Annotated in this window: 15 protein-coding genes; 7 read left to right on the forward strand and 8 right to left on the reverse strand. The window is 35.7% G+C overall.

The genetic code is table 11. The annotated features are described in order from the left end of the window. Entirely contained in the window at nucleotides 1-1,122 is a 1,122-nt protein-coding gene (locus D1866_RS05385) for an ATP-binding cassette domain-containing protein (protein ID WP_196773522.1), read from the forward strand. Nucleotides 1,123-1,146: 24 nt separating this feature from the next. Then, a complete protein-coding gene (gene hjc / locus D1866_RS05390) occupies nucleotides 1,147-1,569 on the forward strand; it encodes a Holliday junction resolvase Hjc (RefSeq protein WP_155861078.1) in 423 nt (140 codons plus the stop codon). On the opposite strand, the gene D1866_RS05395 is transcribed toward hjc, so the two are convergent. Next, a complete protein-coding gene (locus D1866_RS05395) occupies nucleotides 1,511-2,278 on the reverse strand; it encodes an Lrp/AsnC family transcriptional regulator (RefSeq protein ID WP_152942224.1) in 768 nt (255 codons plus the stop codon). The two genes, hjc and D1866_RS05395, sit on opposite strands and share 59 nt — an antisense overlap. A gap of 122 nt (nucleotides 2,279-2,400) precedes the next feature. Between D1866_RS05395 and D1866_RS13090 the strand changes: the two genes are divergently transcribed. The 3 genes from D1866_RS13090 to D1866_RS05405 are packed head-to-tail and all read left to right on the forward strand — an operon-like array spanning nucleotide 2,401 to nucleotide 4,346. Further along, complete coding sequence (locus D1866_RS13090) at nucleotides 2,401-2,577, forward strand: hypothetical protein (RefSeq protein WP_170254134.1); 177 nt, start codon at nucleotides 2,401-2,403, stop codon at nucleotides 2,575-2,577. A 39-nt stretch (nucleotides 2,578-2,616) separates the two neighbouring features. Further along, entirely contained in the window at nucleotides 2,617-3,864 is a 1,248-nt protein-coding gene (locus D1866_RS05400) for a 3-isopropylmalate dehydratase large subunit (RefSeq protein WP_152942222.1), read from the forward strand. After that, nucleotides 3,861-4,346 carry a 3-isopropylmalate dehydratase small subunit gene (locus D1866_RS05405; RefSeq protein WP_152942220.1) on the forward strand — a complete coding sequence of 162 codons (486 nt, stop codon included), beginning with the start codon at nucleotides 3,861-3,863 and terminating at the stop codon, nucleotides 4,344-4,346. The genes D1866_RS05400 and D1866_RS05405 overlap by 4 nt, the downstream gene beginning before the upstream one ends. Here D1866_RS05405 and bluB read toward each other — a convergent pair. The 5 genes from bluB to D1866_RS05430 form a co-directional block, all read right to left on the reverse strand. After that, complete coding sequence (gene bluB, locus D1866_RS05410; RefSeq protein WP_152942218.1) at nucleotides 4,343-5,008, reverse strand: 5,6-dimethylbenzimidazole synthase; 666 nt, start codon at nucleotides 5,006-5,008, stop codon at nucleotides 4,343-4,345. The two genes, D1866_RS05405 and bluB, sit on opposite strands and share 4 nt — an antisense overlap. Before the next feature lie 216 nt (nucleotides 5,009-5,224). Next, nucleotides 5,225-5,296 (reverse strand): hypothetical protein, encoded by a 72-nt coding sequence (locus D1866_RS05415; protein WP_152942982.1) that lies wholly within the window; start codon nucleotides 5,294-5,296, stop codon nucleotides 5,225-5,227. 318 nt (nucleotides 5,297-5,614) lie between these two features. Further along, nucleotides 5,615-7,114 carry a hypothetical protein gene (locus D1866_RS05420; protein WP_152942216.1) on the reverse strand — a complete coding sequence of 500 codons (1,500 nt, stop codon included), beginning with the start codon at nucleotides 7,112-7,114 and terminating at the stop codon, nucleotides 5,615-5,617. A gap of 186 nt (nucleotides 7,115-7,300) precedes the next feature. Next, nucleotides 7,301-8,308, reverse strand: a complete 1,008-nt coding sequence (locus D1866_RS05425; protein WP_152942214.1) for an AIR synthase family protein — start codon at nucleotides 8,306-8,308, stop codon at nucleotides 7,301-7,303. Nucleotides 8,309-8,326: 18 nt separating this feature from the next. Continuing rightward, the gene (locus D1866_RS05430; protein WP_196773494.1) at nucleotides 8,327-8,707 is read right to left on the reverse strand and encodes a GIY-YIG nuclease family protein; all 381 of its coding nucleotides are present in this window, start codon (nucleotides 8,705-8,707) and stop codon (nucleotides 8,327-8,329) included. A 13-nt stretch (nucleotides 8,708-8,720) separates the two neighbouring features. On the opposite strand from D1866_RS05430, the gene D1866_RS05435 reads away from it, so the two are divergent. After that, nucleotides 8,721-9,056 carry a hypothetical protein gene (locus D1866_RS05435; RefSeq protein ID WP_152942212.1) on the forward strand — a complete coding sequence of 112 codons (336 nt, stop codon included), beginning with the start codon at nucleotides 8,721-8,723 and terminating at the stop codon, nucleotides 9,054-9,056. A gap of 34 nt (nucleotides 9,057-9,090) precedes the next feature. Here D1866_RS05435 and D1866_RS05440 read toward each other — a convergent pair whose 3' ends face one another. Together D1866_RS05440 and D1866_RS05445 are read right to left on the reverse strand one after the other, a co-directional pair. Beyond that, nucleotides 9,091-10,965, reverse strand: a complete 1,875-nt coding sequence (locus tag D1866_RS05440; protein WP_152942210.1) for a peptide-N4-asparagine amidase — start codon at nucleotides 10,963-10,965, stop codon at nucleotides 9,091-9,093. Further along, nucleotides 10,962-14,927 (reverse strand): S53 family peptidase, encoded by a 3,966-nt coding sequence (locus tag D1866_RS05445; protein WP_152942208.1) that lies wholly within the window; start codon nucleotides 14,925-14,927, stop codon nucleotides 10,962-10,964. Before D1866_RS05445 ends, D1866_RS05440 begins: the two co-directional genes overlap by 4 nt. 115 nt (nucleotides 14,928-15,042) lie before the next feature. Here D1866_RS05445 and D1866_RS05450 point away from each other — a divergent pair, with 115 nt between their 5' ends. Continuing rightward, a complete protein-coding gene (locus D1866_RS05450; RefSeq protein ID WP_152942207.1) occupies nucleotides 15,043-15,786 on the forward strand; it encodes an exodeoxyribonuclease III in 744 nt (247 codons plus the stop codon). The last annotated feature ends 21 nt before the right edge of the window (nucleotides 15,787-15,807 follow it).

Genomic DNA, 15,807 nt, shown 5'->3' on the forward strand with positions numbered 1-15,807 from the left:
ATACTCGTGCTCACTATTATTACCAGCAAAGGTAGTGTAGAAGTAGATAAACAAGAAATTGTTGGCCTACTGGGAAAAAACGGAAGCGGGAAGACAACATTGCTAAAGTCCGTTCTTTGCGATTCTCAAAATCAAGTTATACTTGATGGTAAAGACTTTTGTAAAGAAAAAGATTACAGTAAAGTTTCTCTTGTACTGCAAGAGCCTTATTCTCAGATTTTAGCAGAAACAGCAAAGGAAGAAGTGGAACTTTTGTCTAGATATCACAGAGTAAACGAGGAAATCGTTAAGAATATCATGGGAGAGTATTACGATAAGAAATTCCTAGAGCTCTCTGACGGTTATAAAAGGAGATTTGTAATTTCAACGACCTTAGCTTCAATGCCGGAATACGTTTTACTCGACGAGCCTTTTGCAAATTTAGATAAACACTCAACTGTCGAAGTAAAGGAAATAATTCCTAAGGGTACTTTAATAGCAGAACATAGAGTTAAGGAAATAAGAGATATGCTAGATAGAGTTTACTTGCTGGAAGATAAAATAGAGGAAATCGATAAGGAAAAACTTTACGATGAAAATTTTTTAAAATCTCATGGATTAAGGGGATTTAAACTTTCTAAAATTGAAAGTAAGCTAGGAAAAGAAATCCTCGACGTACAGACTACTAAGGCCAGGATAAAAGTTAGGGAAAGTGAAGTACTTTGTTTAATTGGAAGGAACGGAGTAGGTAAGACAACTACATTAAAGCAATTAGTGGGAAAAGTTTACGTAATTTTTCAAAATCCTGACTTACAATTCTTTTGCACTACAGTAAGGGAAGAAGTTAAAGGAAGAGAGGATGTATTATCGCTCTTTAATCTAAAAGATAAAGAAGAGAGGAGCCCCTACACTTTAAGTTACGGAGAAAAAATGAGAGTCTTAATTGCCTCAGCTTATGCCTCTGGTAGGAAGGTGATTGCGTTAGATGAGCCAAGTGTAGGAATGGACGGAAATTCTTTGCTTTCATTTTACGAAATGATTAAGCTATTAAAAGAGGAAAAGAGAGGAATAATTATAGCTACTCACGACGAGGATATAATAGGCATGTGTGACAGCATAATTGACCTGGACAAGAGCTTTTAATACATTCTGAACAATTCTCTTCACGTGAATAAAACAATAGGTAGAAACGCGGAAAGGGAATTAGTTAAGCTTCTTATGCATTACGGTTTTAATGCGGTAAGAATTCCGACGTCCAACTCTTCTCCTAATCCTTTGCCAGATGTATTTGCTACCAAGGGTAATATTTTACTTTCTATAGAAGTTAAAAGTACTTGGCAAAAGAAAGTGAAAGTTGAAGAAAATCAAATTAGAAAAATTTTAGACTTTCTGAAAATGTTCCCAATGGAAGGTAGAGCATTGATCGCTGTAAAATTTAAAGGAGGAATTGGATGGAGAGTAAAGGAAGTTGAACTAGCGAAGGAAGAGGAGGTTAATGAAGAAAACTCTATATCATTAGAGGATTATTTGCTTAACTTACAGAGTAATCTATTGCAATCATTAAATCGGCGTCCTTATCAAATTCTCTAAACTTAAAGAACTCCTCTTTTACTTCCTCTAAAGAATCTCCGACGTTAACGAATATTCCAGCAGTATCATCACTTATTTCTCTGAACATTTGCCTAGCAAAGAATTTTCTACCTATCTCCACGTTATGGGTAAATACTGCATACATAATTAAACCTGCCTTAGTTAGGTCAATTTCTGGAATTAGCCTAATGAAGTTTCTAGAATAAAGGTACCTTATATGCCTCCTAATTGTCTTAGTCGATACCTTCATTTTATCTGCCAAATACATTGTGTCTAAAGTGGGTTCTTCCTTCATTATTGAAACAAGCTTAAGGTCGAAATTGGAAGGATTATAAGGCTGTTGTTTAGGAATGTATACCATCCTTGGGTAACCCAGACTCTCGCTCATGATATCGATTTTCTTCTTTAAATCGTCTAAACTGCTACCTTCAATTTCGTAAACATTCGTTTCTTCTAGGCAATTTACCTTAAATACGCACTCTCCTTCCCAGTCCTTAATATTCTTAAAAGCAACGTATGCGTGATATTTTCCATAAAAGTTCGGATTAACGTATAGTGACACCTTCTTAATTACCTTATCTTGGATTAACTTATCTACCCTATAATTTACTGCTGGAGAAGATATTCCTATCATTTTTGCTATTGACCTTTGTGACGTTCTATAGTCCTTTAATAGGTAGAACAAGATTTTCTTATCTATTTGATCCATACTTTAATATAGTACTCATTAAATATACGCTTTCGTTAGAAGATTTTTTATAAAAATTCCTCAATTTTTCTCGGTAATATTTAGTAAAAACTCTTTTAACAAAAAAGGTGAAGCCTTAAATCATGGCTAGAAAAATGTGCCCAGTATGTAAAAAGGTTGTAGAAGAGAAGGTTATAAAAGACGGAGATGTAATATCAAAAGTCTGTCCAGAGTGCGGATATGTTTTTATATCCTATCAGAAGGGAAAGGGAGTTTTAGTACTTAATAACGTAAAATTGTCCGAAAGTCGAACTGTTTAATAATTAAGATTTATTTTCCCCTTCACTTAATTGGAAACCATGCCTCAGACTCTTACAGAGAAAATTCTCAGTAGAGCTTCTGGAAAAGAAGTTTCTCCGGGAGACGTAATAGAAGCAAAAACTGACATAGTAGCATTCCACGACTTAACAGGCTATCACGTAATAGAAGTAATGGAAAAGGCGGGAATTGAGAAAGTATTTGATAAAAGCAAAATAGTAATAGCATTTGACCATTTAGCTCCGCCTCCTGACATAAGGAGTGCAGAAATACAAGTAATGATAAGGAAATTCGTGAAAAAGATGGGATTGCCTAACTTTCACGATATTAATTTCGGAATAATGCACGAAGTTTTGCTGGAAAAATATGCCTTGCCCGGTCAAGTAATAGTAGCTGCAGATAGCCACACTACAACTTCTGGTGCCGTAGGAGCCTTTGCTCAAGGAATGGGAGCCTCAGACATTGCGGCAGCAGTAATTACTGGGAAAACGTGGCTAGTCGTTCCTACTCCCTTTAAAGTAGAATTAAAAGGTTCACCTGGAAAATGGATTACCGGGAAGGACGTAGCACTGAAGTTACTACAAGAATTCAAGGCTGATTACTTTAACGGAATGTCGATAGAAGTTTACGTAGAAAACCCCTCTGCATTCCCAATGGATTATAGAGCAACAGTATCTAACATGGGAATAGAAATGAACGCAGACGCATTAATGTTTATTCCAGATGAAGAGACTAAAAATTATATAAAGACAATGAGGGGGTACGAACCCGCGTTAGTTACACCTGATCCCGGAGCAAAATATACTGACGAATACACGATAGAATTAGGCAAATTAGAACCATTAGTTGCCGCACCTTATAGCGTAGACAACGTAAAAAGTGTTAACGAAGTTGAAGGTAAAGAAGTGGATCAAGTTTTCATAGGCTCTTGCACAAACGGTAGATTAAGTGACATAGAGATTGCAGCTAAAATACTTAAGGATAAAAAAGTAAAGACTAGGTGCATAGCAATTCCTGCATCTTACGAAATGTTCAAGAGAGCAATGGACTTAGGTTACATAGAAACATTAGTCAATGCAGGCTGTATTGTAACTTACGGAACTTGCGGCCCTTGCTTAGGTGGCCACTTCGGAGTAGCAGGGCCAGGAGAAACTATAGTTTCAACCAGTAATAGGAATTTTAGAGGTAGAATGGGAAGTAACGACTCTAAAGTCTACTTAGCTAATCCTGCAGTTGCAGCAGCTTCTGCATTAGAAGGGAAAATAACTGATCCGAGGGTGATAGCATGATAATAGAAGGAAAAGTTATGAAGTTTGGGGATAAAATAGACACTGACGTTATAATACCTGCGAGATACTTAAAGTATACTGACCCGCAATACTTAGCACAACATGCAATGGAGCCTCTAGACCCAGAATTTTACAAGAAAGCCTCCTCAGGAGTAGTAATTGTAGCAGGAAAAGTTTTCGGAATGGGCTCATCTAGGGAACAAGCAGCAATAGCATTAAAAGCTGCAGGAGTTAGGGCAATAATTGCAGAGAGCTTTGCAAGAATATTCTATAGGAACGCAATAAATAATGGATTGCCAGTAATCACACTAAAGGATGCAACAAAGTTAATAGACGAAGGAGAAATAGTAAGAATTAACGTTGAAACTGGAGAAATTGAAGTTAATGGAAGAAAATATCAAGGAAAAGGAATAAGCGGAATGGCGCTAGAGATACTGAAGTCTGGAGGAATAATGGAATATTTAAAGTCTGGAAAATTCTAAATCTTAGCGGAATTCAATTTCTCCAAGAGTTTTTCGTTAGGTTTATTGCCCCATCTATCCTCAAATACTACCTCTGACAAAGGCAATCTATAATTCCAACCTTTTTCTTCTAATTCCGGCCTTTCAGGAAATTTTGTAACATAGCCTAACGTTAGATACGCTATAAATTCTACATTTGAAGGAATGCCAAGGATTTCCTTTATTTTATTTTTATCCAGAAAGCTAACCCATCCCATTCCTAAATTTTCTGCCCTTGCTGCTAACCAAAGATTTTCTATTGCTAAGACTGTACTATAATTGCAGGTTTCTGGCATTGTAATTCTTCCCAGTACATGAGGACCAAATCTAGAAGGGTCGCACGTCACTGCGATATTTATTGGAGCCTCCATAATTCCTTCTATTTTAATAGTATCGAATAATTTTCTCCTGTCTTCGTCAAGTAACTCTCTATATCTTAGCCTCTGCCTTTCAACTTCTTCCTTAACTTTCCTTTTTATATTCTCATCTCTAATTATGATGAAATTCCATGGCTGAGAATAACCTACTGATGGAGCTAAATGCGCAGCTAATAAGATCTTTGCTAGAACTTCATCAAGGATTGGATCAGACTTAAAATAACTCCTTATATCTCTCCTACCTTTAATTGCATCGTAAAGATCCATTTGGATAGCTTATCCAAAAAGGTAAAAAAGTTATCTGATAAGGTCACGGATTTTTCTAACGTCTGAGATTAAGATCATTATTTCATTTTATCCATTAGATAATTGTGAAAGCAGTCAACGTGTAATTTCCAAGCGGATCTCCGTAAATCCCTAACGCACGGAAATTTCTTTGATTCCCTAAATAGCGCCCTAGAATCCCATCTTCGTATATTCGCCTTAGATAAATATAAAATCCTCTGCTGCCTTATAATACTTCTCACAAGCTTGAACAAAATCTTCCCTCGACAAATAATCTTAGGCTTCTTCTAAATAGACTTCTGCCACGTTTTTGGCTTTAGCATTATGTATATTATCTATCGTGTTTAAGAAACCTTTTTTCTACAAATCAGAGAATTCGCTCTAGAAAGTTTCTCGTCCCTTCGTTGATTATTGAATATTGCATCCGAGAGCTTTAGTATTATTAGCAACAACATCGTCTCATAACTTTCTAGATGAGCATTTACATAAGTTTTAGCATTAAATTTCACCACAAAACCAGAGAATATAATTATCTAACAAAAATTGTGCATACATTATTTATAGTAAAAAATCAGTCACTTAAAATGATTAGTATGTATAGTTTGCAATAAATACACCGGTAGGCAATTGATAAAGACCTCCGTTGATACAGTATTCTGCAGTAAGGTTGGAATAATAGAATGCCAGATTAGCACCAGGATATTGGTTAAGTATATTCCATGTGATAAGAGATACTTCGGAAGTGCTAGATTCCCACCCAACTGCAATATTTACGGTACTTAATGGAGCAACCAAAGGAGCTAAATCAGGATCATAAGCTGAAGCAATTGCAATTAAAGCACCAACATTAATTCCTATGCCGAATGAATAATAAATATGACCAAGATCGAGACTATTATTACTATAACCTTTACAGTAACTTAGGCATGCTAGTTTAACTAGATTAGTAAAGTTTACTGGTGCTGGGAAGTATGTACTCAAATTAGAAGCAAGGTTAGACTCAAGTTTAGGGCGACAAGGCCCTCCTCCACCACCGCCGCTTCTAGAGCAACAAATATTAATGTGCGTAGCATAAACGTAAAGTTTAGGAGCAACAGCACAGCCGTTCTTACAAGCAACTATCCTAGTCAACATTACTTGATAATAATAGCATATAATTTGGAATGGATGAAAGTAATCACGAGGATTTTCGTAGCAAACAGTCCAATTAACCCAAGCAACTTGACCCTTTATATAAATTTGAAAAGCATTACAATAGTCAGCCTTATGTATACAATAATTAGCAGAGCTTTTTACTTGAAAGTTTACATCATCTAATGTTATTGACGGCCCTGGGACTGTAACTCTAATAGGGTTATACTTCAAGTTAGGTTGGGAAATATAAAATCCAACATAATCATTACTAGAGGATTCACTAGCAATTATAGCACACATATGAGCAACGTAGCATCTTATTTCCGATGGCCCTACAAACGTTGCTATTGCTATTGGTTTGCACGATGAACTGTTGGGATACCAACCTAGAATGTGGGGAGTTACTACAATAGCTCCGCAACCTTCTGGAGTTATTAAGCATTTTTGAGTATAAGTTACTGTAGTTGTGCATTCCGGCTTTACTTCTATAGTTTTTACAATTGGGTTGTTGAACATTATCGTGTAAGTAAAGCCTTTACAATTTATTACGTTTGATACGTTAATTGTTATTGCGAACGGTTGAGTTATAATCTTCACTTTATTCCCACATTGTTTAACGTGTATTACTGCGCCTAATAGTGATGGCATTATGTGGTAGGAGTATAATGAGTACCATGCCTTAGCTGGGGTTAATAAATTCTTTAGAGGAATTGATATTGTGCAACTACTGGAATTGAATACTTTGATAAACTTAGTACCTTGCGGAGTAGGGTAAAACATGTATGCGCAAATTTTGAAACCACGTATTAGCCCGCGCTTACCTGCAATAATTAATGTAATATCATGTCCAGGAAATAGTGAAGTATATATTATATTAGCTATTGGAAATAATTCCGATGCAAATATAATACCAACAACTATCACTGCTAATGATAAAATAACATACTTCTTCATATCTTGATATATTCTCACAATAACATATAAACTTTGTGCTAATCTCTCTATTGGTAAAATTACAATACTCTAAGAAAATCTCATATTTCTTACTTATATTTGCCAGCAATACTTAATATTTCTTATTCCACTATTTCTAAATATATCGAATAAATTCACTTTCTAAATAAATGCTTGCCAACAATCTTAAGAGGCCTTTTTCTGCAAATCGAAGAATGCCCTCCAGAACGGGTCTTCAGTAGGTTTTTCTATCCTTTTATTACCTAAGTAAACTCCTTCTTCTCCTTCCTCCATTTTCCCAATTATTTCTGCCTCAATTCCTTCCTTTAGAAGGGCATCCTTAACTTCGGCTTTGTCAGTTACTATTATCATCGTACCTTCGCTTATGGATATCCAAGGATCTATATTAACTAAAGACGTTACTTCCTTTACAGCCCTATTTATAAATAACTTGTCCTCAAAAATCTTTATTCTCTTCTTCGTTACTTCTGAAACTTCAACTAGTGCGTTCCATAATCCTCCCTCAGTTGCATCGTGCATTAAATGAATTCCTATTTTGCTAGCAATTAAACCGTCTTTCCAACAGCTCATTTTCCAATACATATCATAGGCTTCCTTGAAGATGTCTGATGGCAACCTATCCTTAAAATACTGAGGATACAAATTAACTAGAAGGGCAGTAGCTTCTATTGCAGGCCCTTTAGTTACTATTACAACATCACCTTCCTTCACTTTTTTAGGAGAGCCCAGTTTTTCTTTCTCCCCTATACCTATCATTGAGAAACCACCTAACATTGGATAATTAACTCCTTCATATCTTCCCGTGTGACCAGCCGTAACCATTACTCCTATTTCTTTCATAGCCTCGTGCATGCCTATCCACATTTCCTTGAATTGTTCATCTGTCATTGATGGAGGCAAGTTAAGATCTATCATTGCATATCTTGGCGGAATTCCTGAAGTCATTACGTCACTTGCTAATATGTGAACTGCAAACCACGCTGCTTTTTTAAATCCAAATTGAGGCACAATAAACACGGGATCAGTTTTAACAACCATTACCCTCTTCTCATCTATTTCTATAGCACCAGTGTCAACTCCGTTCATAGGCGGGATAATTACTTCGTCGTGAATTTCTCCAAGGTGAGGATAAATCACTTCCTCAAACGTTTTCCTATCTATTTTTCCTAACATAAGAAGAAAAGTGAACAATTAAGATAAAAATATTCTTTTCATAACCTCCTCTACCGACGAAGAGAAAAGGTGAGTTGGTGAAGTTTTGTCATCAGTATTTCCAAATCCTTTTATGCCAGGTAATGAGGATAATCTTTTGACTATCTCTTTTTCCGAAAGTGGCAATACAATGACTCCTAGAGGAATACAAATTGACGAAATATAATCTACGTGCCAATGTTTCTTCATTTTCTCTTCTCCGGATAAATGCCTTGATATCCTCTTATCGCAGTGAAGACCACACGACCCAACGTATGCATAGTAACCTTTCTTTAATTCAAATTCCTTCTTTCTATTTACAATTATATTTACGTCCCTATCGCAGTAAAAGAAGACCACATAACCTTTATACTTTATCACACAATCTCAATTCATGAAAAGAATTTTAAGGATTCCTAGGTTCACAAAAGACGGTAAACCAAAAACCCTGGAGTTACTGGTTGATTCGGCATCAATTAACGATAAGGGATTTGCACAAGAAGCAAAATTTTTACTAGTAATTGACGATGGAAATAATAGAGTAGGCTTTCAGTTAACTACTGCTGAGGCTTCTTTACTTTATCATAGGCTTGGTTATGCATTAAACGAGGCTTCAAAGGAGTACATAGAAATGGAAGAGAAAAGCAAAAAGAATTATGAGGAAAAGAAAGGAAGCAAAAAGTCTGAAGAGGAAGAAGATTTCTCAGATTTAATGGATGAAGAAGAATAAAGAGAATAATAAATTAAAAAAAGAGAAATTGGCTTTAAATTTCTAACTCAAGTATCTTATTATTAATTATTTGAATTATTTCGTTAGCTATGTCATATTGAGCCGGTGGATCTGAAGAACCTATACTGCTGAAGGACTCCTTCACGTATGCATAATAACCGTTAAAGTTTACGGTACTATTTTGCAACCCTTCTGCTGAGAAAGTCTCTTTGAATCCTTTACCGTTAACAAGCCAAGTTGAAGTCAAGTTCTTTACTGTCATAGCATAGTTTGAAGATAGCTTAACTAGAACTGCCCCTCCATAACTATTTATTATTTCTATAATTCCTCCAAACCCTCCTACACTGTATAGGCTTTCTGTAGTATTAACCTCGTGGCAGTAATCTCCAAATGTCCATTTCATATAATAATCTAACCCTAATGATATCGTACCGTTTTGCTCGTAAGTTAGATTGAATGGAATTACGTGAGGATTAGTTATAGGAACGGCTACGGTGTCAAAGTTAAGAGTAATAGGATAATTTACGTCATAGCAGAGCGTAGCATTATACATACCGCTTTCTACAGCTTTCTCCATGAAATTCTCATCTAAGAAAGCATATTCATAGACTTCTGTAAGTTTTTGTCTTGCACAGTAAAATCCTTTTTGAATTACTTGAGAATTCTCCATTCCATGTTCAAATTTCAATTCAGCAGAATAGTCTAAATAGTAATGCCCATCTTCTAGGTAACATTCTCCAAAGAATACTGGGAAGAACATTGGGCCTGAGTCAATAAACTCGTGCTTTGCAACGTTCAATTTTCCGCAAATCATTGGATTGCTTTCATTTACCCATAATAAGATTACGCCTGCAATGTCCCAATCGTGAGCCATAGACTGGGTTATTTCATAAGCTGTAATTAAATTATAAACACATACCGTAATATTTGCCTTGTTACCAAGAGCTAAGAATGGTGTCAAATCTATTATGTACGGCGAATGGAAGGACAAAGTATTTATAGAGGTTAACGGCTTCCAATAGAATAAATCTATTCCACCAGTATATATTGTCTCATACGGATTAACTACTCCAGCAAGCAAGTTATCATAGTATACTAGAATTGGCCTAGTTGCGGGTTCACAAGCATACCAGAATTCGTCATTCCCTCCTCCTTTTTCATAAATTAGTGCCATCATTCTGTAAGTTCCGTTAGGTATTTGAATTTCTTGGGTTCTTGCAGGCATTCCTGGATAGAGTATAACGTAAGAATAATTATAGCAAATATGTTCGCATGTGGAATTAACAAATATTGGTATGAATCCGTTAGGTAAGCCTTGAGGTTTCTGACCAGGATATAAGTAGAGTGTAACGTTCATTTCATATAATCCAGTAATTCCTATCTTAGCATCGTAATAATTCTGGATTACTAGTTCAAAAGTTACGTTACCTTGTAACAGATTCTCGAATAAAGTTACATCAGCCTCCGCTGTGGAGTTATTAATTTCCTGAGTTGAACCCCAGAATATTGGTATACCATTAGCGTAAACATAAGCACACCTATCATATTGTGTCCCATTAAACTCCCTTATTGTAACATTAAGTATTTCCAGGCTGTAATTTCCTGGGGGTATGTAAACCCTTTCATAATAAGGTTTAAGTCCAGTGTCGTTAAATATTAGGTTTTTAGCTATAGTCACTACTATAGGAGTTACATTTGGAGGAATTATATGATATGCCTCAAATGAGTAAAATTCTGGATCTTGTGTAAATGGTATTGCGGACTTAGATATTGTCATATTTAACGGAAATAATGGCTTATAAATAATAGTAGTACTACTAGTCTCTGCCGTGCTTGGAACTACTAATGAAAATAGAAGGACAAAAAATAAGAGGGAAGACATTATTGGAATTATTTTCTTCTTATTCATTTTTTCTCACCCCTTCCTCTAAATACGAATAAAAGTATAGCAATTAAACCAAGGACTATACCTATCGATCCTAATATTTCTCCATCTGTAGAGGAAGCGGACACTGAGGAGATTTCATGAGATAAAGATGTTGAAATTGAGGAAATATTACTGAACAATGACGTTGATACTTTAGCCTCTTCTACTTCGTGATATGAGTTAAATATTATTGCGGATAAATTATACTTTAGACCGTCACACACTTCTATTGTGACATAATAAGCTCCAGAGGGTTCTACGCTGGCATTAAACGGAATAGTAACCAGTATACTGTTATATGTGGAAGATGAACTGAAGCTTACAGATTTATCATCAATGTAAGCTCCTATAACTTTCAAGTTCTTACCAGATATATTGAATTGTATAGTTGTTGACGGAGTAGTTACATTTACTGGTGAGTAACTAACTATAGTTGGAGTAGGTAAGTTTGTCACTTCTATCACGTTCTTATAATATACTCCCTCAAGGTTTACTTTACTGCATGTAATATTAAATGCGTATTTAGAATCTTCAATAATAGTGGAAATTAACGTTGCATTTGACTTTACTAAATTCAACGGTGATGCGTTAGTTACATGACCTATTATGTCTTGAATTAAGCATAAAGATGAGGATATAGCGTGAATTAGTGTTAGTTGCGATTTCTCAACTACTAACGTAGAATTCACAGCATACACGGAACCAACTTCAGAGCATTCAATAATTAAACCATGTAAGCATTCTATCGTTATACTCGGGCTGTATATTCCTTGTAAAATATAGTTAGTGCCGTTAAATACTATTAGAGGAACTTTAGTAGCGTTTTGCGGAGTAATTATCTTACTGCCTATGTAAGTATAAGGTAGTACATTAAAATATGAGTAATTAGTAATCACATTATCTCCAGTACTCGACGTACCTTCAATTACCACATCCCAGAATCCAGATAAACTTTGAGTAGGTGCACCTTCATAAATTGTACATTGCTCACTTAGTATAGAAGGAATTTGATAGATTGTCTCCCATTCTCCAAGAGTAGAATTATATTGCATCGGAACTCCTGCATAAAATTCCACTAGTAACTGTTCGAAGTTTAATTCTGTTGGAATAAATCCGGCAGTAAATTCCCCGTACTTAACTTCGGTACCGTTAGAATAAGTTATATTAGCAAATACCTTAATGTATTGACCCTCATAAACTTCTGAAACACTCCTTACTTGATAAGATAGTCCGGAATTACTAATGTAAATGAAAGTTGTGAAGTTACCATAGCTTGGACCAAATACTGCAGGCAAGCAAGAAGTTACTATTACTTTATAATAACCGGGAGTAACATTGCTAGGAATCGTAATATTCGCTATGTGGAAACCGAATAGATTATAAACTCCTAAAATTGTTGTATCTGGCGCTAAAGTCATAGGAACTTTCTCTATTACTTGCCCATTAAGCGAAACTAATTCTGCATAAGCTTTTGCAGTAAATACACCTTGTAAACAAGGATTGAAAATATAACCTAATACTGTAATATTTTCACCAGGATAGGCAGAAGTCATTCCATCGTTTATTGGAGGAATTACAGCACCGTAAACAACTAGGCCAAAATACTCCCATTCATACGCATAACCGTAAGTGCTATTGGCTTCAATAATATATGTGCCTTGGGGCTGAGGATATAACAATATAAGAGTTCCACTATAATCACCGTAATGACCAGTATAGACTAAAGGAGTAACCGAAACTACCTTGCCGTGGTACATCATTGTCATAGTAACAGTAGTATTAGTAACCGGTTGACCTTGTGGATTATAAATACATACACAAAAGCTAACGGGGGCGTTAACGGGTATTACGGTCTCTGGAGGAGATATTATATTAAAAGAGTAACCTACGTCGACGTCAACTTGAGATATTCCGGATAATCCTCCTGCAGTTCCGTTAACTACTATAGTCCAACAGTTCGTAGGGTCTCCTTTGCTTATTGTAAAATTACCTACCCAATAAGTTCCATTATACTTTAAAGGTACACTAGCCAAGAATCCTTTAAGAGTGTAAATATAAGCATTAAAGGAGCCATTAGTTACTATTGTGCCGTTCGGATAACTTATCTCAGCCACTATACGGAAAGTAGTACAATAACAATACCAAGGCATAGTAAAACCAGATTCGCAGGTACTTAATGAAATTTCCAATTCTGGATGAAAACTTAGGTATTCCTTTATTACTTTTTCTAGAACACCTACATTAGGCGTACCTAATCCAGTAACTAAGTTATAGCCTGCATGAGCTAAATACTTACCATTAAATCCTTGAGTAACCTCGTGGAAGGCCTCTTGGTAAAGCGTAGAATTCTCATATATAGAATAAAGAATTGGAGCAACTAGCCCTAATGGATGGCCTATGTAGGAATCAATATCTGCTATTACACCACCCCATAGCTGGGTAGATAAACTAGTACCTCCAATTACCTCTTTAGTACCCAGTACTACGGTTATAAACCCAGTATAAGGATTAGCGTCAGCAGATACATCTGGAGTTGCCCTGGTATCTGATTTAGTAATAGAAGCCTGCCAGTAAGGAGCTGGGAAGAAGGTACTATAACCTCCGCCTGAAGCTACAGTTGAAGTACCTAAACCTAAATACTGCGGTAACACACTCCAAGCATTTTCGTAACCATAAACTGCTGTGGAATTCATTGTGGCAATGTAACCAGAAGTTATTTGCGGATATAATGAAGTACCCCCAACTGATAATACAAAAGGTGATGAAGACGGAAATACTACTCCTCCAAAAGTTGTGTAAGTTCCTTCATAGGCACCTTGATCGCCAGAGGCTCCTATAAAGGTTATCCCTTCTGCACTACCTAGTTCAAAGTAATAATTTACTAAGGGATAATTGACTAGAGGAACTCCTCTATAGTACGCATACATTCCGCTAGCTGTAAATTCGTTCTCTGGAGCTCCAAAGCTCATGTCTACTACTTGTGCATTATCTGCAGAAACTACGTATATTATAGCTTGAAGAATATCGCAGAAGAGACATCCATGAGATAAAACAAGCTCTATATGAGCGTATGGAGCCATTGCGTGAACTGCTTCTACATCTAATGCCACTTCACCGTACCAACCAGTAAATAATCCAAATAGTGGCTCATATGGACCTATAGGAACTATGGTTAAATTGGCAGGAGGTAAGTGAAATTCTTGATCAAATTCTTGAATATCTTGACAGATTAGTGGGTCTCCCCAAGCATCAATAATTGCCACAGTAACATTCCTACCTTCTGGACCAGTAACGTTATAAGCTCCTTCAAGATCTTGTGGAGAATACATAGTATAGGCAAAATTCAAGCCTAATGGAACTTGTCTAGATGAGTTAGTAGGCTTTAAGACTCCGTCGACTAATTTTCCTAGGATTAAATACTGAGTTTTTACTGTAGTATAATTAGTTAAACCACCTATTATGACATTTTGAAGGACAGAAGGAATATTAGGATTATTATATGGCTTATAAAATATTTCTTGTCCATTTTTATATAAGTAAAGCTGAGTTCCAAATAACGCGTTAACCTTACATGCCGGTGCTTCTGCCATTAAGGAGAACGGAGTAGTAAATACCACGTTAAATCCGTTAGATTTCAAATAGGATGAAATTTCATTAATTCTCTGTTGGTCTCCAAATTCATTTATTATCTGTTGTCTACTTAAATGTATCTGGTCGTGATACTCTTCCTGTATTAAAAGTAATAATTCATTCATATTCTTTGGTGGTATAAATATATTTATATAGATAGGAGTATTTGAAGGAAGCTTACCTAATGGCGTACCAGTAATGTTTGGAGCAATATAACAGTCCTTAGCAGTTTGTGAATAAACTATTTCAATACTTCCTGTTACACTACTTAAAAATATTATAAAGACTAACAGAAAGACTAATGCACTTTTCATAGGAATAATGAATTACCATAACTTTTTAAACATTGCGTTTGTATTCTATATAAATCATTAAATTAAAAGAAAGAAGGTAAAAGGTATTTAATATTAAGAATAGAAGACTTTCAGCATGAGGCTAATATCTTGGAACGTTAACGGACTAAAGGCTATTATGAGCAAAGGATTCATAGATATAATAAAAAGTTTTAATGCAGACATTTTAATGTTCCAGGAAATAAAAACTGATGTAATACCTTTAGACCTCCAATCACTAGGATACGAAATTTACGTTTTTCCAGCTAAAAGAAAGGGATATAGTGGAACAATGACTATGACCAGAATTCACCCAATTTCAGTCTCTTACGGACTAGGGAAAGAGGAATATGATAGTGAGGGAAGAGTTATAATCCTAGAATATCCTGAGTATTATGTAATTAACACCTATTTCCCTAATGCTGGAGAAGGATTAAAGAGATTGGATTTTAAACTGTCTTTCAACAGAGACTTTGAAAAATTCGTGACATCTCTCAAAAAACCTTGTATTATATGCGGAGATTTTAACGTAGCTCACCAAGAAATAGATATTGCAAGACCTAAAGATAACGTAAATCACGCTGGATTTACTCCTCAAGAGAGGGAATGGTTTTCTCATTTCTTATCTTTAGGTTTTGTTGATACATATAGAATGTTCGTAAAGGAAGGTGGCCATTATAGCTGGTGGTCCTATAGATTCCATGCTAGAGAAAAGAACATAGGTTGGAGGATAGATTACTGCGTAGTTTCTGAATCTCTCAAGGATAGAGTAATTAAAGCAGACATACTTGAGAAGGTAATGGGTTCTGATCATGCTCCAATATTATTGGAAATACAATAACTTTTTATATCCGATATCGGA

Source organism: Acidianus ambivalens (assembly GCF_009729015.1).
Taxonomy (GTDB): domain Archaea; phylum Thermoproteota; class Thermoprotei_A; order Sulfolobales; family Sulfolobaceae; genus Acidianus; species Acidianus ambivalens.

Coding starts and splice junctions, on each gene's coding strand:
- D1866_RS05425 (WP_152942214.1), bottom strand. CDS start 8,308: ATGTTAGGAAAAATAGATAGGAAAACGTTTGAGGAAGTGATTTATCCT.
- D1866_RS05420 (WP_152942216.1), bottom strand. CDS start 7,114: ATGAAGAAGTATGTTATTTTATCATTAGCAGTGATAGTTGTTGGTATT.
- D1866_RS05395 (WP_152942224.1), bottom strand. CDS start 2,278: ATGGATCAAATAGATAAGAAAATCTTGTTCTACCTATTAAAGGACTAT.
- D1866_RS05435 (WP_152942212.1), top strand. CDS start 8,721: ATGAAAAGAATTTTAAGGATTCCTAGGTTCACAAAAGACGGTAAACCA.
- D1866_RS05405 (WP_152942220.1), top strand. CDS start 3,861: ATGATAATAGAAGGAAAAGTTATGAAGTTTGGGGATAAAATAGACACT.
- D1866_RS05440 (WP_152942210.1), bottom strand. CDS start 10,965: ATGAATAAGAAGAAAATAATTCCAATAATGTCTTCCCTCTTATTTTTT.
- bluB (WP_152942218.1), bottom strand. CDS start 5,008: ATGGATCTTTACGATGCAATTAAAGGTAGGAGAGATATAAGGAGTTAT.
- D1866_RS05445 (WP_152942208.1), bottom strand. CDS start 14,927: ATGAAAAGTGCATTAGTCTTTCTGTTAGTCTTTATAATATTTTTAAGT.
- D1866_RS05400 (WP_152942222.1), top strand. CDS start 2,617: ATGCCTCAGACTCTTACAGAGAAAATTCTCAGTAGAGCTTCTGGAAAA.
- D1866_RS13090 (WP_170254134.1), top strand. CDS start 2,401: ATGGCTAGAAAAATGTGCCCAGTATGTAAAAAGGTTGTAGAAGAGAAG.
- D1866_RS05450 (WP_152942207.1), top strand. CDS start 15,043: ATGAGGCTAATATCTTGGAACGTTAACGGACTAAAGGCTATTATGAGC.